We start from the raw sequence: 21764 nt of genomic DNA, 5'->3' as shown, positions 1-21764 counted from the left end.
ACGCGCTCGCCCGATTGATCGGTCATATTGATTGGGAGCACGCACCGGGGGGAGGCGTCAATGGGCGATCGGTGAGCGAATCGCCGGGCCATCCCAGCCGGACGAGGTGGCGCTTTCCTAGGCGAAAGCGCATGACTGAGCGCCATATTACGCAAAAAGAACCGGGGCGTAAAGGTGATTGATTCCCTGCCCCGGCGCTCACTCATCACGCACGTTGCGCGAGAAAACGCCGCAAGCGTTCGACGCCTTCGTCGAGTCGCGCGGGGTCGCAGGCGTAGCACCAGCGGACGAAACCTTCGCCTTCCGCGCCGAATGCGCTCCCCGGCGCAAGTCCGAGCCCCGCCTCGCGCACCAGCGCCTTGCACAGCGCCAGACTGTCCGACGCACCGGGCAGCGAGAAGAACACGTACATCGCGCCGTCGGGGGCGCGGACATCGACACCGTCGATGCTTTGCAGCGCCCTGACGAGGTGATCGCGGCTTGCGCGCAGATCGGCGACGAGCGATTGCGTGAAGGCTTCGCCCTCCTCCACCGCGACGATGCCCGCCTGCTGCACGAACGACGGCGCGCAGGACGTGTTGTATTCGACCAGTTTGCCGAGATCGTCCATCAAGGCCGTCGGCGCGACGATCCAGCCGAGACGCCAGCCTGTCATGAGCCACGCCTTCGAGAACGAATTCACCGCGATCACGCGCTCGTCGCGCGCCGCGAGGTCTAGGAACGATGGCGCGACGGTTGCGCCCGCGCCGTAGTAGAGCCGCTCATAGACTTCGTCCGCGACGATCCAGATGCCGTGCCGCCGGCAATGCTCGAGCACGATGCGTTGCTCGTCGCGCGTCATCGTCCAGCCCGTCGGGTTGTTCGGCGAGTTGATCATCAGCATGCGCGTGGAGGGCGTCAGCGCAGCGAGCAGTTGCTCGACGTCCAAAGTCCAGCCGCGCGGGCCGTAGCTCAGCGAGACCGTGTCGACCGTCGCGCCCAGGATCTTCGGGATTTCGACGAGGTTCGGCCAGAGCGGCGTCACCGCGACCACGCGATCGCCCGCGCCGACGACGAGCTGCGCCGCCAGCATCAGCGCATTGACCCCGGCGCTCGTCACCGCGATGTTTTCCGCGGGCGTCGCGCCGTGCAGTGCGCTGACGTAGCGCCCCAGCGCCCCGCGCAGCGGTGCGATGCCGAGATTGTGCGTGTAGAACGTTGCGCCATCGGCGAGCGCGCGGCTCGCGGCATCGCGGATGAAGGGGGGCGTGACGCGGTCCGACTCGCCGAACCAGAACGGCAGCACATCGGGCACGCCGAACCCCGCGTTCGCCACTTCGCGGATCTGCGAAGGCCGCAGCGCCCGCACGGCATCGCGCGCGTTGGGAGCGCCGCGCATGTCCGCCTGCGCGCCCGTCAAGCCGCTCAATTCAACGATCACCGCGCCTTCCGATTCACTCATCGCCCGCTCCGTCGAAAAAAACGAAGTCTACCGCGGCCGCGTCGATTTCGAGATGGCCCGCCGCTCGTTCAGGCGTTTTTTCGGGCTTATTCCGGCCTCATTCCAGTTCTTCCGCGCGCGCCGGCAGCCCCGCGACCAACGCCCAGACCGATTCAGCCGCAGGCGACAACGAACGGTCGCGCCGACGCACCAGCTCGACGGTGCGCTCGGCACGCGGCTCGAGCGGCAACGCCACGAGCGATGACTCCGCCGGCAGCGGCAGCGCGAGCCAAGGCAACACACTGACGCCGACGCCCGCCTCCACGAGACCGAACACGGTCGCCGAATGACCCAGTTCCTGAACGACGTGCGCGTCGACGCCATGCTCCTGCATGACGGCATCGATGATCGGCCGGCTGCCGGACGCATAGTCGAGCATGACCAGCCGTTGGCCCGCGAGCGCCGCCCAGGGCGCGGCGCGCTCCTGCGCGAGCGGATGATCGCGTCGCGCGACGAGACAGAAGGAATCGGTCATCACGGGTTGGCACTCGAGTTCGTCGGCAGCGAACGGCCCGATCACGACGCCGAAGTCCACTTCGCCAGATTTGACCTTGCGGACCACGTCGGACTGCACGTCATCGCGCAGACTCAGGGTGATGAGCGGATGCTGCCGCAGACACGAGGCGATCACGCGCGGCATCAGCCGGCACGCGACCGTCGGACTTGCGGCGACGATCACGCGTCCGCGACGTTGCTGGCCGAGATCGCGCACCTCGCGCAACGCTTCGTCGAGATCGGCGAGCAGCCGCGATACCGTGCCGACGAGATCGACGCCGACGTCCGTCAACTGCACCTCGCGCGTCGTCCGGTCGATCAGTTTCAGGCCGATCTCGCCTTCCAGCTCGCGCACGCAGCGGCTGACCGCCGATTGCGTGAGGCCGATCTCATCGCCCGCGCGGCTAAAGCTGCGCAGCCGGGATACTTCGATAAAGACGCGCAGTTGCCGCAACGTCACGTTCAGAGGCGCGTTCATTACACAGAGTCATCAATAGCCGCTTTTCATGCGGGATTATAGGGGTGCTGCGTCGCCGCTCGCTTATCGGCCCTGGTTTCGCTGCGGTGCAGCAATCCGCATTGAACGCACGGCAGATGGGCCTGCTGCACAGGATTGGTGATTGTCCCGATTTCTTAATCAATCCGTTTCGGGTCTGATACGGGCCATGCTGACATCGCGTCAGCCTACTGCCATGCGGGTTCCCGGGATTTCGCGATACGCATGGCACGGTTCTCGCATTTCATTGCGCACAAAGGTCGGAGCCATACGCGGACATCTCGCAGCACTGCCGCGGCCGCTTCGGCCTTTCCTTGGTATTCGTTCATCGGATTCCGACCAGAGTGCGCGGCGCGGGGCAGCGCACCGGGGTTAGCTTCGCTGAGGTGAGATATGGTGCTGTTCGACGATTTGAGAGATAACGAGTGGGCGCTGGTCGAGGCGTTGTTCTGTTCCGAGCCGGCGCGTAGCGAACGGCGCGGCCGTCCGCGCGTCGAAGCGCGCTCGGTGGTGAACGCCGTGCTGTGGGTATTGTCGACCGGCGAAGGCTGGTCGAAGCTTCCTGGCCGTTATCCTTCGCCGCCTACCTGCCGTCGTCGCTTCGACGAGTGGCAAGCCGATGGCACGCTCGCGGAAATCGTGAAGCGGCTGTCGAGCAATGGCCGCGAGGTTTCGCTGCGCGGACGCATCGGTTCGAGCGCGGTGAAGCCGCCCGCACCGCCCAGCCGTGACCGCTTGCGCGGCGCTTTCTGGACCAATCCGGAATCCTGGCGCGCGCCCGCGAAGATGGCCTGATTTAATTGCTTCGGTCGTAGCCGGGTGCGCGCCGGCTACGGCTGTCTGTCTTCCTCTGCGCGCGTCGTAACTCTTTTCTCTCGCACGAGCGCTGCGCGCTTTACGCGATACATCTCTTTACCATTGCTTACAGCGGCACGATCCGACGAGGCATAGCTTGTGGAGTGGATGAACACGTCCACGAGGACTCGAAGGACTTTCCATGAAGGCATCGACTCTGCTCGTCCGAGGCGCGCTGCTCGCGCTCGCCGGCGTAGCGGCAGCCGGCCAGGCCCAGCCGCCGCTCGCATCATCGGAATTGCGTTTGGGCGCCCACACGTCGGCGGCTTCGCAACAGAATGCAGCGCGCGCGCGTGTTGCGACACCGCCCGCGCCGCGCGGCGACCTGCGCGGGGATATCGCGAGCAATGCCCGCGCTCGGCCGGACAACGATCGCGAGGAACGCTCACCGCAACACTGATTGCGCCGGTCCATTATCGCGGAACCACGCGCGCCGGCATCAGTCACACCTTATGCCATGAGCACAGCATGGCAACAGCGATATCCGGTCTGCCCGTATCCCCAGGATACGGGCTTTTTTTCGACCTTCACCGCCTGCACCAGCGACGACGCTGCCCCTCGACCCGTTCGCCGATCGGTCCCCGCCGTCCAGGGGCGCTGACTAAATCCTCGCTTCGAGCATCGCTTCGTGGCCGCCGAACGTGTATGGCTCGGCACGGCGCAAATCCCAGTCGGTTGAACGCTCATCTCTCGACAGCCGCGAAAATTCCTGCTTTCCACGCTCGGTGACGACGGCGATATCGACTGGCGCGTGGAACCCGGGCGCCGGCGCGACGGTTCGCTGCCGCGCGAGTTCGAGCAGCCCGAGGGCGCGAAGACGGTCGAAAACGTTGGGGCGCTTCGCCCACGGAACTTGACGATACTGGGCTCGGCGAAGTGCTTCGAGTACGGCTTCGTTGGAATACGTGGTCATCTCGTTCTTTCTTCCTGTGCAGCCATGACGACGCTCGTGACGGTCGCAAGACAGCCCGCGACGTCGACTAAACGCGGCGCGCCGAATTTCGCGCTGACGAGCGAGACCGCCGTTCGCAGCCTGAATGTTTGGCCGCCGCTTGCGTTAGGTGCTGCTTTCTCTTAAAACCCCCGTTGACGCGCGCTGATCACGCGCCTTCTACATCCCCGCCGATGCGCTCTCGAACACACGATGACGGAGCGAATTGTCCTTAAACCAATACGTTACCCCAATCAAATTGGTTCTATTTACTTTATTGCTGCTTTTTTTCGCATTGTTAGCGCTTTGGCCGCGAAGGCGCAAGCAGATCGCCATCGTGGGCCTGTTGCTCGCCTGGGGCTTCGGTACAGGCTGGTTTGCGAGGCCGCTGTTCGCTCTCGCACAGTACGGTTATGAAAAGACGATACCGCCTGCCTTCGCCCCTAAAACGACGATTGTCCTGATGGGCGGCGGCACTTCCCGCAGCGACGCCGGACTCGTCCCCAAGCGGGCCGCGATGCCGCGCATCGATGCCGCGGCGCAGGTTTATCGCGAGTGCCGCGCGAAAGGCGCGTCGTGCCGCGTCATCGTGAGCGGCGGCGACCCGCAGGATCACGGTCAAGCGGAAGCCGACAACTATGCGCCTTACGTCCTGGCGCGCGGAGTGCCGTCCGCCGACCTCGCGCGCGAGAACAAAAGCCTGAACACCTACGAGAACGCACAGAACGTAGCCGATATCTTAGGGAACGCGCACGATGGCGCTTTGATCGTCATCACGTCGGCTTATCACATGCGGCGTTCTGTCCGGGCGTTCGAGGCGTTCGGCTATGAACCACAGCCCTATGTCTCCGACGTGCGGCGCTCACGGCTCACGCTCATTCCGCGCTTCAAGAGCTTCGAAAACAGCGAGTTGGCGCTGCATGAACTCGTCGGACTGGCGCGGTTTCATGTCTATCGCTGGCTGCATCTTTATTAGGGGCGCCATACCAAAATAGTCAGGACTAGAAAGTACCGGAACGCGCCGGTATGATTTCGCTCCGGCCTCGATGGCTGGACGAAATTGCCTGTCCGACATCTTGCGGACTTGTTTTAAGCTTACGATCGACGAGGCGGAATCGTCGCCCGCCGGCTGGCCCGCGTCATCGCCGTCATCATTTGACGCGCGAGCGCGCCGTCATCGGCAGGAGCGCTTTTTGCTCGTATCGATGCGTCTGTCCAACCGGATCGGCAGGCGATTCCCGGGTTCAACTGCTATTAGGAGCTAAAAATGAAGAAAGTGTCCCTGGCTGTTCTGTTGTCCATTAGCGCAGTCGCATCGGCATATGCGCAAAGCGAACAAGGCGTGCGGATGAGCACGGATCCCGCAACCATCGCGGACGTCGAATCGCGCGCGCAGGCGCTGCAATCGCGTCAGTCGAGCATGCAAGACATGCAGATGGACCAGTCGACGTCGGGCAAGTCGGGCCATCACAAGAAGTCGCACGGCAAGTCGAAGAAACAATCCGCCGAGTAAGGCGCTTCGGCTTCCGGCCCGCAGCGCGGGTCGCCGCGCCGTCACTGCGATGCACGCGCGTCGCGTGACGGCGTGGGTTGCTTTTTACTTTCGTTTCGCGCTTAGCCGCGAGCAGTCCGGTGCGCGATCCAGTCGCCACCTTCTATGCGCGGCAGTCCTTGCGCCGCCGCCGCCGTCACCGGGTAGATCAGACAGTCGATGGGCGTCGCCGCGCCGTCCAGCTCGAGTTCGACGTGCAAACGATGCGCGCGAAAAAGCCCTTCCACGCCCGGATACACGTGTTCTATCTCATCCAGCACGGGCACGAGCGCGTCTTCGATCTGATACACCTCCCCATGAATGGGCGTGCCTGCGTCGTCCAGCACCAGTCCCGGATACGAGCCGAAATCGTATAAACGGCCGGCCACGTGCGCAGCGCCGATTCTGATCGGCGCCGCAATCGCATGACGTTGTGCAGCCGCGTTGATATCGTTGACTTCGCCCGCCCGCAGCGTGCCGTACACGAAAACGTATTGCATCGGAGAAACCGCTCCCACGTCGATAATCAGGTGAGCGACCATTATCGCCGCTCAAAAACCCGCTGCGTTCGATGCTCGATTAACATCGACGGGTCGCGGCCAGTGTCCAGCGCCGTCATGCACCACGAGCACAGACCGATACGAACATGGCGTCCTTCGCCGATTCACGGCCGATCAACGAGGAAGTCGAACATCTCGACATTCCCGTCGAGCATTCGCCGACGCTTGACCATCCCATCCGCGTGCGCTCCCGCCCGGTGCCGTCCGGCGTGCGGATCGCGCTGCATACGCATGCGTGGGCGCAGGTGGCGTACACATCGCGCGGCGTGCTGCGCGTCGCGACCGCCGATTCCACCTGGATGGTGCCGCCTTCGCGCGCGATCTGGGTGCCGCCCAACGTGACCCACGAAGTCGTGATCGTCGAGGACGCGTATCTGCGCACGCTGTACGTCGATGCCAGCGTCGTGCCGCCAGGCCTCGATGCATGCCGTGTCGTCGAAGTATCGCCGCTATTGCGGGAAGTGATTGCAGCGCTCGATGACAAGCCGATCACCCGCGAGCGCGAGCGGCTGCTCGGCACCCTCGCGCTCGATGAAATCATCCGCTCTCAGCCCTTGCCGCTTTCCGTGCCGATGCCCACGGAAAAGCGCCTGCGCTCACTCTGCAACGCGGTGCTCGCGGACCCCTCGCACGCGGACCTGGAGCGCTGGTCATCGGAAGCGGGCGCGAGTACGCGGACCATCGCGCGGCTTTTCAGGCGGGAACTGGGTGTGAGCTTTTCACAGTGGCGTCAGCAGGCGGTACTCGCGCGTGCCATTCCGCTCTTGAGCCAGGGGCGGCCGCTCGCGCAGGTTGCACGCGAGTTGGGTTATCAGAGTCAGAGTGCGTTCTCGGCGATGTTCCGCCGCGCCTTCGGCGAAAGCCCCCGCGCCTTCTTCGCACGCGATTCCAGCGACGGGGGCAACGGCGACAGCCTTTGAGGGCTATGTCGAAAGCCTCAGACGCGCCGCACCATGTGCCGTATCGCGCCGAGTTGCGCCAGCCGCGGCCCGGCCGGTCGATAGCCCATGCGCATATAAAGCCGCGCGGCGGGGTTATCGACGAACACGCGCAGTTGGCATTCCGCCAGACCTCGCGCGCGGGCCCACCGGTGGGCGGTATTGAGCAGGAAAGTGCCAGCGCCCCGCCCGCGATAGCCCTGCGCAATCTGCACGTCGCGGATATGAAGGGAGTGATGTTCCTCGGTGACGCGCATCATGCCGATTGGCACGCCGTCCGCTTGCAGTATGAAGTTCTCCGACTCCCGCCAGCTCGACAGGAAGAGATCCCCGCGCCAGACGAGGTTATGCCGCCGGTAGTAGCCGACCATGTTGTCGTGCGTGAGCGCTTCGGCGAAGGCGAAATCGGCCATCGTCGCCTGGCGGAGTTGATAGAGGGAAAGGTCTTCGGTCGGGTCGAGCATCGCACGCATGCAGGCACGGGACAGTGCCTCCACACTATGACAGCGCGAGCGTGCTGGCAATCAAAATGCGAGGATCGCAGCGTGGTTTCCGCTTGATCAGTAAAGCAGGCAGCGAATACGGGAAGAAAGGGCAAAAAAAATCCAGCCCGAAGGCTGGATTTTCTCATCATGAGCTGGCGGAGCGGACGGGACTCGAACCCGCGACCCCCGGCGTGACAGGCCGGTATTCTAACCAACTGAACTACCGCTCCAACTCTTTCATCGCGCCCGCGAGAGTGATGAATCTCGCGAAACGTGCAGCGCTTAACTAGCAGCCGCCGATGTTCTGGCGTCCCCTAGGGGATTCGAACCCCTGTACTCACCGTGAAAGGGTGATGTCCTAGGCCTCTAGACGAAGGGGACAACAAACTTATTGCAACCCTGCGGCGAAAAAAAACCGGCTAATCAGCCGGACTACTCCTGCTCGCAAGGCATTGGCGGAGCGGACGGGACTCGAACCCGCGACCCCCGGCGTGACAGGCCGGTATTCTAACCAACTGAACTACCGCTCCAACTCTTTCATCGTCTCACGTGCCTGCCTGGCTCATGAAACTCGCAGCGCTTTCAACTAGCAGCCGCCGATGTTCTGGCGTCCCCTAGGGGATTCGAACCCCTGTACTCACCGTGAAAGGGTGATGTCCTAGGCCTCTAGACGAAGGGGACAGAAACTTGTGATTCTGTCTTTACAACTTACTTCGCTGATTCTTTTGCTGCTTCGAATCAACGAAGACCGAGATTCTAAACAACTTCGAGTATCTTGTGAAGTATTTTTTGCGGCTTGCGGTTTCGGCAACTACTTCGCAAATTCACTTCATCTGTTCTTTGGTGGAGGTAAGCGGGATCGAACCGCTGACCTCTTGCATGCCATGCAAGCGCTCTCCCAGCTGAGCTATACCCCCTTGCAGAACAGAAACGAGATTCTAGCGGCCGTTTTCGAACTTGTAAATACCTTCTGGCCGAACAATCGAACTTTTTTTGCCTGTCCGCCGCTTTCGCGCGCAATGGGCGCTTTCGCCCATTGCGCGCCGCTTCATCAGGCAGCCGCCTTGCCGAGCCGGCGCAGCACGGTTTCGCGACCGAACAGCATCAACACGATGTCGATGGAGGGCGTATGCGTCGTGCCCGCGACGAGCAGACGAACCGGCATCGCGAGTTGCGGCATCTTGAGCTTGTGCGCGCTCAGCGTCGATTTGAACGCGGCCGAGATCGCCTCCTTGCTCCATTCTGCGTTTTCGAGCGCCGTGCGCAGATCGGCTATCGCCGGGCGCACCGCGTCGGTCACGTGCTGCGCGTAGGCGTCAGGTTCGATGACCGGCTCGCGATAGAACATCGCGGCGTTCTCAGCGATCTCCTTGACCGTCGATGCGCGATCCTTCAGCAGCGCGACAACCTGATCCAGCGGCGCGCCGCCGTCGATGGCCGCGGCGTCGATTCCGGCTTCCGCGAGGAACGGCCTTGCCAGCTCCGCGAGCCGCGCGTTGTCCGCTTCCTTGATGTAGTGCGCGTTCAGCCAGTTGAGCTTGTCGTGGTCGTACTGCGCCGGCGACTTGCCGAGATGGTCCAGATCGAACCACTCGACGAACTGCTCGCGCGAGAAGATTTCCGCATCGCCGTGCGACCAGCCGAGGCGCGCGAGATAGTTCACAACCGCTTCCGGCAGATAGCCCGCATCGCGATAACCGACGACGCTCATCGCGCCGTGGCGCTTGCTCATCTTCTCGCCCTGCTCGTTCAGCACGGTCGGCAGATGCGCGTACACCGGCGGCTCGCCGCCCAGCGCGCGCAGGATGTTGATCTGGCGCGGCGTGTTATTCACGTGATCGTCACCGCGAATGACATGGGTGATCTTCATGTCGAGATCGTCGACGACGACGCAGAAGTTGTACGTCGGCGTGCCGTCGGGGCGCGCGATCACGAGATCGTCGAGTTCTTCGTTCGAGATTTCGATACGCCCCTTCACTGCATCGTCCCACGCGACGACGCCCGTCAGCGGATTGCGAAAGCGCACGACCGGCTGCACGCCTTCGGGCACCGGCGGCAGCACCTTGCCCGGCTCCGGGCGCCACGTGCCGTCGTAGCGCGGCTTCTCCCCTGCGGCGCGCTGACGTTCGCGCAGCGCGTCGAGTTCTTCCGTCGACATGTAGCAGTGGTACGCAAGCCCGCTTTCGAGCATCTGCGCGACGACCTCGCGATAGCGATCCATGCGCTGCATCTGATAGAACGGGCCTTCGTCGAAGTCGAGGCCGAGCCACGCCATGCCTTCGAGGATGGCATCGACGGATGCTTCCGTTGAGCGCTCCACGTCCGTGTCCTCGATGCGCAGCACGAAGGTGCCCTTCATCTTGCGCGCGAACGCCCACGGATAGAGCGCGGAGCGGATATTGCCGAGATGGATGAAGCCGGTCGGGCTCGGGGCGAAGCGTGTACGGACTTGGGTCATTGCGTTGTTCTCGAAATACTCGATGGCCGGCGCTCGCAAACCGCGATGCCTTCGCGCGTCCCCACAATCGGTTGCTCGAAGCGCTCTGACGGAACGAAAAGCGCCGTGGGCACGAGGCGCGCGCCACCTAGAAAATGAGACGAAATTATACTCGTCGACCGCTTCGCGCCGCCCCGCCCGGCTTTGTTTTATGATGTGCGCGCCGTTTTCCCTCGCACGCGAAACCGTCCTCGAAAGCCGGCCCTTTTACACTCGTCGCACCCGTCGCACCGCTGGAGTTCGCCTTGAAGTCATCGTCACCTCGTCTTTCGCGCCGCGCCTTTTCGCTCGCGGCGGCATCGTCCGTTCTCGCCGCCTGCACCACCACGGGCGGCGGCAGCTCCGGCGGCGGCGCGCCCGTCGCGGCCACGCCCGCGCCTAACGCAGGTTCGCAGCGTCCGGCCCGCATCGGTCTCGCGCTCGGCGGCGGCGCGGCGCGCGGCTTCGCTCACATCGGCGTCATCAAGGCGCTCGAGGCCCGCAACGTGCCGGTCGATCTGGTGGCTGGCACGAGCGCGGGTTCCGTGATCGCGGCCTTGTACGCTTCGGGGATGAACGGCATCGCGATCAACAAGCTCGCGCTGACGATGGACGAAGCGTCGATCAGCGACTGGGCGATGCCCTTTCGCACGCGTGGCATCCTGCAAGGCGTCGCGTTGCAGAACTATCTCAACAGGACGCTCGACAATCGGCCGATCGAGAAGATGGCGAAGCCGCTCGGCATCGTCGCCACGGATCTCAGGAGCGGCCAGCCGATCCTCTTTCAGCGCGGCAATACCGGCATCGCGGTGCGCGCGTCGTGCAGCGTGCCGTCCATTTTCGAGCCGGTGAAAATCGGCGGCCACGAATACGTCGATGGCGGCCTCGTCAGCCCGGTGCCGGCTGCGTTCGCGCACAAGATGGGCGCGGATTTCGTGATCGCCGTCGACATCTCCGCGCGTCCGGAAACCGCGCTCACGCAGAGTTCGTTCGACGTGCTGATGCAGACCTTCACGATCATGGGCCAGTCGATCAAGGCCTATGAACTCGACAAATACGCGGACGCGGTCATTCGCCCGAATCTCAACGCGATGAGCAGTAGCGACTTCAGTCAGCGCAACGCAGCGATCCTGGCGGGCGAAGAAGCAGTCTCGAAGATGTGGCCGGCGCTCCAGCGGCAGCTTGCGGAGCGCGGCGTGCGCGTTTGAACGACACGCTGAAGCTAGTTGGGCGATCCAAGAAGACGAAGGCCACGCATCTGCGTGGCCTTCTCTCTTTAGCGCAAGGACTTCACCTTGTCGGCCGTGACGTCGCTTCGCTGCCCGCCCCACGTCGCGCGCAGATAGTTCGTCAACTGCGCGATCTGCTCGTCGCTATACGTGCCGGCGAAACCGGGCATGTGCTGCATGCTTTCGATGCCCGGAAACGCCTGCGCTTCGATACCGTCGAGCATCGAGACGATCAGGTTGCGCGGATCGCTCTGACGCAGCGTCGAGTTCTGATTCATCGCCACTGCGACATGCGGCTTGCCCTCGCCCTCGCGTCCGTGACAGCCGGCGCAGGAATCGAGATAAAGATTGCGGCCCGCCGCCAGTTGCGCGGCATCGCCGCTCTGGACTGTCATCGGCGCGGGTGCGGGCGGCGCATCGCCCAGCAGATACACCGTCAGCGCGCGCAGATCGTCCGGATTCAGATGCTGCGTGCTCAGATAAACGACCGGATGCATCTCGCTGAACGCCGAGCCTTGCTTCGCGAAACCGGTGGAGAAGAACGCCTGCAGATCCGGACCGGTCCAGCCGCGCGCCGCCAGTGCGGCGGGCGTAATGTCCGGCGCGCCGACGCGTCCGAGCGTTCCGCCCTGCAGTGTCTGCGCGCCCTGAAGCTGACCGAACGCGCCGCGCGGCGTGTGACATTCCGTGCAGTGACCGAGCGCGTTGGCCAGATAGCGGCCGCGCGTCCAGTCGGCGGAATGTCCCGTCGAGGCGTCGGGCAACTGATCCTTCAGGAACAGCGCGTCCCAGAAACGCACGGCAAAGCGCACGTTGTACGGGAACTTGAGATCGGCGCCGATGTTCGGCACGGCCGCCGGCTTCTGCGACATCAGATAGGCGTAGATCGCATCGCTGTCCTCGGGCGTCATCTGCCGATACGACGTGTACGGCATCGCCGGATACAGCTTGCCCTTCGGCGTCTTGCCGTCGTGAAGTGCGGCGTAGAAGTCGTCCGCGCTCCACTGGCCGATGCCGTATTTCGGATCCGGCGTGATGTTCGTGCCATGGAACGTGCCGAACTGCGATTCCAGTTTCACGCCGCCCGCGAACGGCGCGCCGCCCGTCGAGGTGTGGCACGCGGCGCAATCGGCGGCTTGCGTGAGATAGCGACCACGCGCGACCAGCTCCGGCGAACTGGTCTTCGGCGCAGCGTTCTCATGGCTGCCGCAGGCGGACAACGCGAATGCGCCGGCTGCCGCGAGAACGAGCGGCAACGCGCGCATTGCGCGGGAGAAGCGGCGAGTGACGGTTACGGTCGATCCCATCATGCGGCGTCCTTCACGAGTCCCGGCGTGGACAGCACGAGGTCCTTCACCGCCTCGTAGTAGCGAACGTAGCCGGTGCAGCGGCAGATGTGATCGTTGAGCGCGTCCATGATGGTCGCTTCGATCCGATCCTTCGCGATCGGCTCGCGCTTGAGCTGCTCCAGCAGCACGGTCGTCGCGTTGACGAAGCCGGGCGTGCAATAGCCGCACTGAAAGCTGAAGTGCTCGAGGAACTTCTGCTGCACCGGCGCGAGTTCGACGACTTCGCCCTGCTCGTTGCGCTTCGCGTGGCCTTCGATGGTCCGCACGGTCTTGCCATCGAAGAAATGCGCGCCGTTGATGCACGTGCGCACTTCCTCGCTCGTGCCGTCGGCGCGATCCACGATGACGACGCACGCGTGGCAGACGCCCTGCCCGCAGCCGAGCCGCGAGCCCGTGAGGCCTGCGTACTCGTGCAGGAAATCGATCATCGGCAGACCGGCGGGGACTTGCATCGGCCCGACCTTGTTGCCGTTGATGGTCATCGAGAGCGGGCGTGTTTCGACGCCCGCGGCGGATTGGATGGCCGTCATGCGAGCACCTCCTGAATGTTCTTCGGCGTCACCGGCAAATCGGTGAAGCGATGGCCGATCGCATGCGCGATCGCGTTGACGATGGCTCCGACCACCGGGATCATCACGACTTCGGCGATGCCTTTCGGCGGGTCGGTCTCACTGAGCGGCGGCAGCACTTCGCCGGTCTGTTTCCACACGGCGACGTCGCTTGCGAGCGGCAAGTGATAGCGGTTGAAGTTCCAGGTGCCGTTGCCGGGGCCGTCTTCGTAGAGCGGCAGATATTCGTGCAGCGCGTGGCCGATGCCCATCGCGAGGCCGCCGTGCAACTGGCCCGACACGAGTTGCGGCGAGATCTGGTTGCCGCATTCCATGATCGAGTGATGCGACAGCAGTTCGACCTTGCCGCTTGCCTCGTTCACCGCCAGTTCGACGAGCGTGCCGATCGCGCTGTAGTACGTGACCATCGCGTTATTGCGCTGCACGGGCGGGATCATCAGCTTCTTGCGATCGAGCACCGTGTAGCCCTTGGCGGCGGCCTTGCCCGTCTCTTGCGCGCCTTCGCCGCCGAAGCGCACCGAGAGGCCATCGAGCGGAAGCCGGTCGGGCGTGCCCGCGATATCGAATTGCGCCTCGCTCCATTGCCAGCGGTTGAACGTGTGCACGACCGCGCCCGTCACGAGGCCGAGGTCGTGTGCTTTCTTCGCGAGGACTTCGAAGGCAATCGGTTCGAGGCCGTCGGCGGAGAGCTTGCCGTCGACCCAGCGCGCATCCTCGATACGCACGATGAACGACGTCGCCTGCCCGCCGCCGATGCCTTCCGACCAGATCGCCATCGCAGCGGGCCACAGGCCGTGACGGAACACGACGCGCGCCGCCTCGCGCGTGGCGTGCGAGAAGTAGTACGCCGAGTTCGTCGCGCTCGCCGGCGACATGTAGGCCGGCGACCAGCGTGGATTCGCGCTCAGGCGCTCCTGCTCCGCCTGCGACATGATGTACGGATCGCCGCTCGTCACGACCGGCAAATCGATCCAGTCCGTGACCGCCATGTGAACCTCGGAGGCCGGCTTGCCCAGCCATTTCGCGACGACGAGCGCCTGCGCCGTCGACGATCCGGTGCCGATTTCCGCGCCCGAGTGCGACAGCGCGATGCGCCCGTCCGCCGTGAACTCGACCTTCGCAAACGCGCTTTCCGCACCGGTGCCGAAGTCCTTCTGCGTGCAGGCAAAGCCGACGCCATAGCGCATGCCCGGATGCGCGGCCTCGTATTCCACCTTGCGCTTCGCACGCTCCGTCCACAGCGGATGCGTCTTCGCCTTGCGCAACACGTCCTCGGCGCGCACGGCGCCGGCGGGGATCGCGCCCTGCGTGTTCTTCATGCCGCTGCGCATCACGTTCTTGAGGCGCAAGTCGATCGGATCGATATCGAGCTGCGCGGCGATATCGTCGATCAGCATCTCGGTGGCTGCCATGCTCTGCAGCGTGCCGTAGCCGCGCGCCGAGCCGGCGTCGACCGCGCGCGATGCAGTCGCGACCGCGATGAGATCGCTCTTCGGAATGTAGTAGATGGATTGCGCAGCGGTTGCGCCGACCATCGCCACCGACGGCGAGAAGTTGCAGCGTCCGCCGCCGTTCGCGCTGAAGTCGCCCTTGAACGACTGAATCTGGCCGGTCTTCTTGTCGACCGCCATGCGATAGCGCATGTCGAATGCGTGGCGCTTGAGCGAGGTCTGGAACTGCTCGAAGCGGTCGAACGCGAGGCGCACCGGGCGGCCGTCACCGTACATGGCCGCGACGAGACCATAGAACGGCACGTTGTAGTGATCCTTCGAGCCGTAGCCGACCGTGTAGCACGGATGCAGGAAAAGGTTCTTCACCGGGAAGCGCGACTTGCCCGCCATCTCCAGCGCGCTTTGCGCCACTTCATGCGGTCCCTGCGTCGGGATGACCAAGTGCAGCGATTGCGTCGCGGCGTCGTACCAGCAGTTCGCGTTATCCGGCTCGAGCGCGGCGGTATCGACGGATTGCGTCTTGTACTCGCGATCCACCACGAGCCATTCCGCCGGCGGATGATCCAGCTCGTCGGCGATGGCCTGCGCGTGAAACACGCCCTGCTCGTCGAGCTTGCCGTGCTCGTGGGCATCGGCCCAGACCGGCTCGCGCTTCTTCATCATGTGCGGGAAGAGCGGCGAGTCCTTCATGCTGGAGAAGGTGTCGTCGTCATACGGCGTCTTGCCGCCGACGCGCACGAAGCGGAACGTCGCCCACGGATCGCGCTCGACGAACGCCGTGCGCTCGCCGTAACGGACGACGCCTTCGCGGAACTGCAGCTTGTCCTTCGCGAGACGGAAGCGCGCGAAATCGTGATAAATCAGAATCGCGACCGCCTGCCCGAGATACGCGGGCGTCTTGCCGGCCGGCAACAACATGTCGTCGCCGTAGAAAGCGGGAAACGCGAGCTTGTCGCGCGCCAGATCGTCGGCAGTAACGACGCGATCAGGCGCGAGCCCGCCGTCGAGCGACGAAAGATCGATGCCCGCGTAAGTGCGATCCGCGAGCGTCGTGCGCAGAACGAGCGCGTGCGACTGCTCCTGCGGCCAGTGCGGCATGTCCTTCGCGCGGATGTCGCGAGCGAACACTTTCGCGCCCGTTACTTTCGCGATGCCGTCGATGCGAAACTTCGCGTTTCCGCTCGCCGCATCCCACTGCACGGGTGTCAGGATCTTTTCTTCGAACAGGGCCGCGAACGCGCGGCTGCCCAGGGGCGCAATGAAAACCGACACGCCTGCGAGCGCGCCCGCCTTCAGAAAACCACGACGCGACAGGCCGAGTTTTCCCATGTACTTCTCCTAAAATGAACGCCCGGAAACCATCCGTTGGACGGACGGCCACACGCCGGCTCGACGCGGGCATGTAAGATTTTGTTCGTGATGCCAAACATCGACGCGCCAATTACTGCGGCGTCTGGGCGAGATGGATTGCGGCCGGCGTTGCTTGCCGGCACACAGCGGGCGCGATTTTAAGTGGCAGGGGAAGCGTGAACAACGCTGGCGGCGTCAAGTTCTGTCAAGATTCGCGGGCGGCAAGCCGTGCGGACTGTGGATGGCGCGCGCCAAATGAAAAACGGCGGCCTCTCGCGAGCGCCGCCGTTCTTTGAAGCCGATGCAGTGGGGAATTCAGTAATCCGCGTCTTCGATCCACGCCGCCTGAATCGCTTCGAGGATTTTTTCGTTGGATTTTTGAGGATCGTCGTCGAAACCGTCGAGTTCCGTCACCCAGCGATGCAGATCCGTGAAACGCACGTATTGGGGATCGACATCCTGATGCGCGTCGGTGAGCGCCATCGCGATCTCCTGGGTATCCGTCCACTTCATGGGCGAGCCTCCTGTCAGTGATTTTCCTTGGCATGATTGATGGAGTACCGGGGAATCTCGACCACCAGGTCGTCCTCGGCCGGCATCATCGCCTGACATGATAACCGCGAAGTCGGTTCCAGGCCCCAGGCCTTGTCGAGGAGATCGTCTTCGGTCTCCTCCGACGGTTCCAGCGCGTTGAAACCCTCCCGGATGATGACGTGGCAGGTCGTGCACGCGCACGACTTCTCGCACGCATGCTCGATTTCAATGCCGTGTTCCAGCAGGTTGTCACAGATGCTCTTGCCGACATCGGCGTCGATCACCGCGCCGTCCGGGCAGAGTTCGACATGAGGCAGCACAACGATTTGAGGCATGGTTTTCCGTGGATACTTGAGTGGATCAGACGTCGTCGAGCTTGCGGCCGGCGAGCGCGCGGCGAATGCTCTTGTTCATGCGGCGCGCGGCGAACTCGTCGGTGGCGGCGGATAGCGCCTTCGTCGCGTCTTCGATCTGCTGCGTCGATTCGCCCTTCGAAAGCGTCGCCAGTTCGGCCGCGAGCGTGTCAATCTGCGCGCGCTCGGCGTCGTCGAGCAGCTCGGCGTCAGCGGCGATGGCCGCGTGCGTCGCTTCGACGAGGCGCTCCGCTTCGACCTGCGCCTCGCGCAGCGCGCGGGCGCGCATGTCCGTCTCGGCGGTCTTGAAGCTCTCTTCGAGCATGCGGGCGACGTCGTCATCGGCGAGACCGTAGGACGGCTTCACCACCACCGACGCCTCCACGCCCGACAACTGCTCGCGAGCGAACACGGACAGCAGGCCGTCCGCGTCGACCTGATACGTGACGCGAATACGCGCGGCGCCCGCGGCCATCGGCGGAATGCCGCGCAGTTCGAAGCGCGCAAGCGACCGGCAGTCGGAGACAAGCTCGCGCTCACCCTGCACGACGTGGATCGCCATCGCCGTCTGGCCGTCCTTGAAGGTCGTGAAATCCTGGGCGCGGGCGGTCGGGATCGTCGAATTGCGCGGGATGATCTTTTCGGTGAGGCCGCCCATCGTTTCGACGCCGAGCGACAGCGGGATCACGTCGAGCAACAGCCAGTCGTCGCCTTCGCCGCGCCGGTTGCCCGCGAGCAAATCCGCCTGAACCGCGGCGCCGAGCGCGACGACCTGATCGGGATCGAGATTGACGAGCGGCGGCTGGCCGAAGAACGCCTCGACCGCGCGGCGGATGACCGGCATGCGCGTCGCGCCGCCGACCAGCACGACGCCCTTGATGTCGGCGGGCGTGACTTTCGCGTCGCGCAGCGCCTTTTTCGTCGGCCCGAGCGTGCGGGCGACGAGCGATTCGGTCAGCGCGGCGAACTGCGCTTCGGTCACGGCCACGTCGATGTGCACGCCCGTCGACAGCGTCGCCTGCACGCGCGCTTCGTTCGCCGACGAGAGCGCTTCCTTCGCGGTGCGCACGTGATCGAGCAGCAGGCGCACGTCCTCCGGCGCTTCCGGCTGAACGCCCGCCTGGGCAAGCACATGCCGGTACAGCGCATGATCGAAGTCGTCGCCGCCGAGCGCGGAATCGCCGCCCGCCGCGAGCACTTCGAAGACGCCCTTCGTCAGCTTGAGAATCGACAGATCGAAGGTGCCGCCGCCGAGGTCATACACCGCGTAGAGACCTTCCGCGCCATTGTCGAGGCCATAGGCGATCGCGGCCGCGGTCGGTTCGTTCAGCAGGCGCAGCACGTTCAGGCCCGCGAGCTTCGCCGCGTCCTTGGTCGCCTGGCGCTGCGCTTCATCGAAATAGGCGGGCACGGTGATGACCGCGCCGACGAGATCCTCGCCGAGCGTGTCTTCCGCGCGATAGCGCAGCGTCGCAAGAATCTCCGCCGATACTTCGACCGGGCTTTTCACGCCATCGACGGTGCGGATCTGCACCATGCCCGGCGCGTCAATGAAGTCGTACGGCGCGTTTTCCGCGCCCTCCACTTCGGTCTTGCCGCGACCCATGAAGCGCTTGACTGAGACGATCGTGTTGCGCGGATCGGTGGCGGCTTCTTCCTTCGCGATCCGGCCGATGCGCCGGCCGCCCTTGTCCAGATAGCGCACGACGGACGGCAGCAGCACGTGGCCGTCCTCGTCGGGCAGCGCTTCGGGCACGCTGTTACGCACGGCGGCCACCAGGGAATTCGTGGTCCCGAGATCGATGCCGACCGCGACGCGCCGCTGGTGCGGCGCAGGCGCCATGCCGGGTTCTGAGATTTGCAGTAAAGCCATCGTTGGTCTTGTGGGGTTGTATCCGGCGCGTGCTGGTCAGTGATCGAGCCGCTCGATCTGCTCGCCGATCTCATGCGCCACGCGCTCGATGAACATCAACTGACGCACCGCTTCGCTCGCCGCCTGGTCCGCCTTGCTGTCGATCAGCGCTTCGAGCTTCGTGAAGCGCACGCGCTCTTCGTCGCGCAGTTCGTCGAGCAATGCCTCGAGCGCGCCGACGTTCTTCGCGGCGGCGGCATCCTCGATATTCTCGCGCCATTCCATCTGCTGCATCAGGAAAGCCGGCTCCATCGCCGTGTTGTTTTCCGCGCCGACATCGACGCCGCGCAGCGACAGCATGTAGCGCGCGCGCTTGAGCGGATCGCGCAGCGTCTGATACGCCTCGTTCGCGCGCGTCGCCCATTGCATCGCGAGGCGTCGCTGGGCGTCGCCGGCGGCGGCGAAGCGGTCAGGATGAACCTGCGCCTGCACGGTGCGATAGGCGTCGTCGAGCTTCTGGCGATCGACGGCGAACGTCTGCGGCAGGTCGAAGAGATCGAAGTGACTGTCGGTGAGCGTGACCATGACGTTGGTGTGTGTTCAAGAAACGCGAATGAAAAAGGCGGCCAGCGCCGCCTCTTATGCCGAAACCGCCGGCGTCACTCGCGTCATACGCGGAACGATTCGCCGCAGCCGCATTCGTCCTTCGCGTTCGGATTATTGAAGCGAAAGCCCTCGTTCAGCCCCTCGCGGGCGAAGTCGAGTTCGGTGCCGTCGAGGTACGCGAGGCTCTTCGGGTCGATTACGACCTTCACGCCGGCCGATTCGAACACCATATCTTCCGGTGCGAATTCATCGACATACTCGAGCTTGTAAGCCAGACCCGAGCAGCCCGTCGTGCGCACGCCCAGGCGCAGGCCGAGGCCCTTGCCGCGTCGCGTCAGATACTTCTGCACGTGTTGTGCCGCCTTCTCCGTCAACGTGATTGCCATAGTCTTCGCGTCTCTCGCGCTCAAATCCCGCCTTGTCGCAGCGTTGCCGCCGATGATGCGGCGCCGCTGCGGCCATGCCTTGCTTCGAAAACCGTATGCGCGCGTTGATGCTCGCGCGCTCGTCCTTACGCTGCCTGCTGCTTCGCTTGCGCTTCCTGCGCTTGCGGAGCCGCTGCGCCGTGACGCTCCTTGTAATCGGCGACCGCTGCCTTGATCGCGTCTTCCGCGAGAATCGAGCAGTGGATCTTCACCGGCGGCAGCGCCAGTTCTTCGGCGATGTGCGTGTTCTTGATCGACAGCGCCTCGTCCAGCGTCTTGCCCTTCACCCATTCGGTGACGAGCGAGCTCGACGCGATGGCCGAGCCGCAGCCGTACGTCTTGAACTTCGCGTCTTCGATCACGCCGTCCGCGCCGACGCGGATTTGCAGCTTCATCACGTCGCCGCAAGCGGGCGCGCCAACCATGCCGGTGCCGACGGTGTCGTCGTCCTTCGAGAAGGAGCCGACGTTGCGCGGGTTTTCGTAGTGGTCCAGAACCTTGTCGCTATAAGCCATGATTCAAAATCTCCTTTATTCGATGACGCGCGTCGCTCAGTGCGCCGCCCACTGAATGGTCGAAATGTCGATGCCGTCCTTGTGCATTTCCCAGAGCGGCGACAGATCGCGCAGTTTCGCAATCTTGCTCTTGAGCAGGTTGATGACGTAATCGACATCCTGCTCGGTCGTGAAGCGGCCGACCGTGAAGCGAATCGAGCTGTGCGCGAGCTCGTCGTTGCGGCCGAGCGCACGCAACACATACGACGGCTCGAGCGAAGCCGACGTGCACGCCGATCCCGACGACACCGCGACATCCTTCACCGCCATGATCAGCGATTCGCCTTCCACGAAGTTGAAGCTGATATTGAGGTTGTGCGGCACGCGGCGCTCCATGTCGCCGTTGACGTACACCTCTTCGATATCCTGCAGGCCCTTGAGCAATCGGTCGCGCAGCATGCGGATGCGCTCGTTCTCGGTCGCCATTTCCTCGCGCGCGATGCGGAACGCCTCGCCCATGCCGACGATCTGATGCGTCGCGAGCGTGCCCGAACGCATGCCGCGCTCGTGGCCGCCGCCGTGCATCTGCGCTTCGATGCGCACGCGCGGCTTGCGGCGTACGTACAACGCGCCGATGCCCTTCGGGCCATACGTCTTATGCGCGGAAAACGACATCAGATCGACCTTCAGCTTTTGCAGGTCGATTTCGATCTTGCCCGTGGCTTGCGCGGCATCGACGTGAAAGATGATGCCTTTTGCACGCGTGATCTCGCCGATTGCCTCGATGTCCTGAATCACGCCGATCTCGTTGTTCACGCTCATTACCGAGACGAGAATCGTGTCCGGGCGGATCGCCGCCTTCAGCTTTTCCAGGTCGATGAGACCGTCGTCCTTCACATCCAGATACGTGACTTCGTAGCCTTCGCGCTCCAGCTCGCGGCAAGTGTCGAGCACGGCCTTGTGCTCGGTCTTCACCGTGATGATGTGCTTGCCCTTGCTCTTGTAGAAGTGCGCCGCGCCCTTGATGGCGAGGTTGTCCGATTCCGTTGCACCCGAGGTCCAGATGATTTCGCGCGGGTCGGCGTTGACGAGCGCGGCGACGTTCTCACGCGCTTCCTCGACTGCCCGCTCCGCGTCCCAGCCATATTGATGGCTGCGCGAGGCCGGATTGCCGAACTGCTCGCGAAGATACGGAATCATCTTGTCCACCACGCGCGGATCGATCGGCGTCGTCGCGCTGTAGTCCATGTAAATGGGCAGGTGGGGAATATCGTTATTCATCAGTCGCTCCGGATTAATCGATCA

22 protein-coding genes and 5 tRNA genes are annotated in these 21764 nt (G+C 63.9%); 6 read left to right on the top strand and 21 right to left on the bottom strand.

What is annotated here, in order from left to right; translation table 11 throughout:
* Positions 1-205 precede the first annotated feature (205 nt).
* Together AB6804_RS14860 and AB6804_RS14855 are read right to left on the bottom strand one after the other, a co-directional pair.
* Positions 206-1378: a pyridoxal phosphate-dependent aminotransferase gene (locus AB6804_RS14860; protein WP_370887233.1), complete on the bottom strand. Its 1173-nt coding sequence runs from the start codon at positions 1376-1378 to the stop codon at positions 206-208.
* Positions 1379-1538: 160 nt separating this feature from the next.
* A complete protein-coding gene (locus tag AB6804_RS14855; protein WP_370887232.1) occupies positions 1539-2441 on the bottom strand; it encodes a LysR substrate-binding domain-containing protein in 903 nt (300 codons plus the stop codon).
* A 423-nt stretch (positions 2442-2864) separates the two neighbouring features.
* On the opposite strand from AB6804_RS14855, the gene AB6804_RS14850 reads away from it, so the two are divergent.
* Entirely contained in the window at positions 2865-3266 is a 402-nt protein-coding gene (locus AB6804_RS14850) for a transposase (protein WP_035969202.1), read from the top strand.
* A 202-nt stretch (positions 3267-3468) separates the two neighbouring features.
* Positions 3469-3726: a hypothetical protein gene (locus AB6804_RS14845; protein ID WP_370887076.1), complete on the top strand. Its 258-nt coding sequence runs from the start codon at positions 3469-3471 to the stop codon at positions 3724-3726.
* A gap of 201 nt (positions 3727-3927) precedes the next feature.
* Here the strand turns inward: AB6804_RS14845 and AB6804_RS14840 are convergent, their stop codons facing one another.
* Positions 3928-4239 (bottom strand): hypothetical protein, encoded by a 312-nt coding sequence (locus tag AB6804_RS14840; RefSeq protein ID WP_035969206.1) that lies wholly within the window; start codon positions 4237-4239, stop codon positions 3928-3930.
* A gap of 355 nt (positions 4240-4594) precedes the next feature.
* On the opposite strand from AB6804_RS14840, the gene AB6804_RS14835 reads away from it, so the two are divergent.
* Together AB6804_RS14835 and AB6804_RS14830 are read left to right on the top strand one after the other, a co-directional pair.
* Entirely contained in the window at positions 4595-5233 is a 639-nt protein-coding gene (locus tag AB6804_RS14835) for a YdcF family protein (RefSeq protein WP_370887075.1), read from the top strand.
* A 291-nt stretch (positions 5234-5524) separates the two neighbouring features.
* Complete coding sequence (locus AB6804_RS14830) at positions 5525-5770, top strand: hypothetical protein (RefSeq protein ID WP_244794558.1); 246 nt, start codon at positions 5525-5527, stop codon at positions 5768-5770.
* Positions 5771-5871: 101 nt separating this feature from the next.
* Here the strand turns inward: AB6804_RS14830 and AB6804_RS14825 are convergent, their stop codons facing one another.
* On the bottom strand, positions 5872-6288 hold the full coding sequence (locus tag AB6804_RS14825; protein ID WP_370887074.1) for a gamma-glutamylcyclotransferase: 417 nt from the start codon (positions 6286-6288) through the stop codon (positions 5872-5874).
* Positions 6289-6434: 146 nt separating this feature from the next.
* Here AB6804_RS14825 and AB6804_RS14820 point away from each other — a divergent pair, with 146 nt between their 5' ends.
* On the top strand, positions 6435-7268 hold the full coding sequence (locus tag AB6804_RS14820) for a helix-turn-helix domain-containing protein (protein ID WP_370887073.1): 834 nt from the start codon (positions 6435-6437) through the stop codon (positions 7266-7268).
* A gap of 17 nt (positions 7269-7285) precedes the next feature.
* On the opposite strand, the gene AB6804_RS14815 is transcribed toward AB6804_RS14820, so the two are convergent.
* The 7 genes from AB6804_RS14815 to gltX all read right to left on the bottom strand — a co-directional run bounded on the left by AB6804_RS14815 (position 7286) and on the right by gltX (position 10229).
* Positions 7286-7750 carry a GNAT family N-acetyltransferase gene (locus AB6804_RS14815; protein ID WP_370887072.1) on the bottom strand — a complete coding sequence of 155 codons (465 nt, stop codon included), beginning with the start codon at positions 7748-7750 and terminating at the stop codon, positions 7286-7288.
* A 174-nt stretch (positions 7751-7924) separates the two neighbouring features.
* Positions 7925-8001 (bottom strand) — tRNA-Asp (locus tag AB6804_RS14810).
* 75 nt (positions 8002-8076) lie between these two features.
* Positions 8077-8152, bottom strand: a tRNA-Glu gene (locus AB6804_RS14805).
* A gap of 72 nt (positions 8153-8224) precedes the next feature.
* A tRNA-Asp gene (locus AB6804_RS14800) sits at positions 8225-8301 on the bottom strand.
* A gap of 75 nt (positions 8302-8376) precedes the next feature.
* Positions 8377-8452: transfer RNA gene (locus tag AB6804_RS14795), tRNA-Glu, on the bottom strand.
* Positions 8453-8612: 160 nt separating this feature from the next.
* Positions 8613-8688 (bottom strand) — tRNA-Ala (locus AB6804_RS14790).
* Positions 8689-8822: 134 nt separating this feature from the next.
* Positions 8823-10229, bottom strand: coding sequence for a glutamate--tRNA ligase (gene gltX / locus AB6804_RS14785; RefSeq protein ID WP_370887071.1), 1407 nt, complete (start codon positions 10227-10229; stop codon positions 8823-8825).
* A gap of 284 nt (positions 10230-10513) precedes the next feature.
* On the opposite strand from gltX, the gene AB6804_RS14780 reads away from it, so the two are divergent.
* On the top strand, positions 10514-11455 hold the full coding sequence (locus AB6804_RS14780) for a patatin-like phospholipase family protein (RefSeq protein ID WP_370887070.1): 942 nt from the start codon (positions 10514-10516) through the stop codon (positions 11453-11455).
* 68 nt (positions 11456-11523) lie between these two features.
* Here the strand turns inward: AB6804_RS14780 and AB6804_RS14775 are convergent, their stop codons facing one another.
* The 10 genes from AB6804_RS14775 to AB6804_RS14730 all read right to left on the bottom strand — a co-directional run bounded on the left by AB6804_RS14775 (position 11524) and on the right by AB6804_RS14730 (position 21740).
* Entirely contained in the window at positions 11524-12786 is a 1263-nt protein-coding gene (locus tag AB6804_RS14775) for a c-type cytochrome (protein ID WP_370887069.1), read from the bottom strand.
* Complete coding sequence (locus AB6804_RS14770) at positions 12783-13355, bottom strand: (2Fe-2S)-binding protein (RefSeq protein WP_370887068.1); 573 nt, start codon at positions 13353-13355, stop codon at positions 12783-12785. The genes AB6804_RS14775 and AB6804_RS14770 overlap by 4 nt, the downstream gene beginning before the upstream one ends.
* A complete protein-coding gene (locus AB6804_RS14765; protein WP_370887067.1) occupies positions 13352-16174 on the bottom strand; it encodes a xanthine dehydrogenase family protein molybdopterin-binding subunit in 2823 nt (940 codons plus the stop codon). The genes AB6804_RS14770 and AB6804_RS14765 overlap by 4 nt, the downstream gene beginning before the upstream one ends.
* A 336-nt stretch (positions 16175-16510) precedes the next feature.
* On the bottom strand, positions 16511-16708 hold the full coding sequence (iscX, locus tag AB6804_RS14760; RefSeq protein WP_035969227.1) for a Fe-S cluster assembly protein IscX: 198 nt from the start codon (positions 16706-16708) through the stop codon (positions 16511-16513).
* A gap of 14 nt (positions 16709-16722) precedes the next feature.
* Entirely contained in the window at positions 16723-17064 is a 342-nt protein-coding gene (fdx, locus tag AB6804_RS14755) for an ISC system 2Fe-2S type ferredoxin (protein ID WP_370887066.1), read from the bottom strand.
* A gap of 25 nt (positions 17065-17089) precedes the next feature.
* Positions 17090-18955 carry a Fe-S protein assembly chaperone HscA gene (hscA, locus tag AB6804_RS14750; protein ID WP_370887065.1) on the bottom strand — a complete coding sequence of 622 codons (1866 nt, stop codon included), beginning with the start codon at positions 18953-18955 and terminating at the stop codon, positions 17090-17092.
* A gap of 36 nt (positions 18956-18991) precedes the next feature.
* Positions 18992-19519 carry a Fe-S protein assembly co-chaperone HscB gene (gene hscB / locus AB6804_RS14745; RefSeq protein WP_370887064.1) on the bottom strand — a complete coding sequence of 176 codons (528 nt, stop codon included), beginning with the start codon at positions 19517-19519 and terminating at the stop codon, positions 18992-18994.
* Positions 19520-19602: 83 nt separating this feature from the next.
* Positions 19603-19926, bottom strand: a complete 324-nt coding sequence (gene iscA, locus AB6804_RS14740; protein ID WP_035969235.1) for an iron-sulfur cluster assembly protein IscA — start codon at positions 19924-19926, stop codon at positions 19603-19605.
* 125 nt (positions 19927-20051) lie between these two features.
* Positions 20052-20480, bottom strand: coding sequence for a Fe-S cluster assembly scaffold IscU (iscU, locus tag AB6804_RS14735; RefSeq protein WP_035969238.1), 429 nt, complete (start codon positions 20478-20480; stop codon positions 20052-20054).
* Between the two features lie 36 nt (positions 20481-20516).
* Entirely contained in the window at positions 20517-21740 is a 1224-nt protein-coding gene (locus tag AB6804_RS14730; protein WP_035969241.1) for an IscS subfamily cysteine desulfurase, read from the bottom strand.
* Positions 21741-21764 lie beyond the last annotated feature (24 nt).

Origin of the sequence: Caballeronia sp. RCC_10, from assembly GCF_041360715.1 — a bacterium.
Classification (GTDB): Bacteria; Pseudomonadota; Gammaproteobacteria; order Burkholderiales; family Burkholderiaceae; genus Caballeronia; species Caballeronia grimmiae.
The sequence above is the reverse complement of the archived record's forward strand: the minus strand, read 5'-3'. Positions and strand labels throughout refer to the sequence as shown.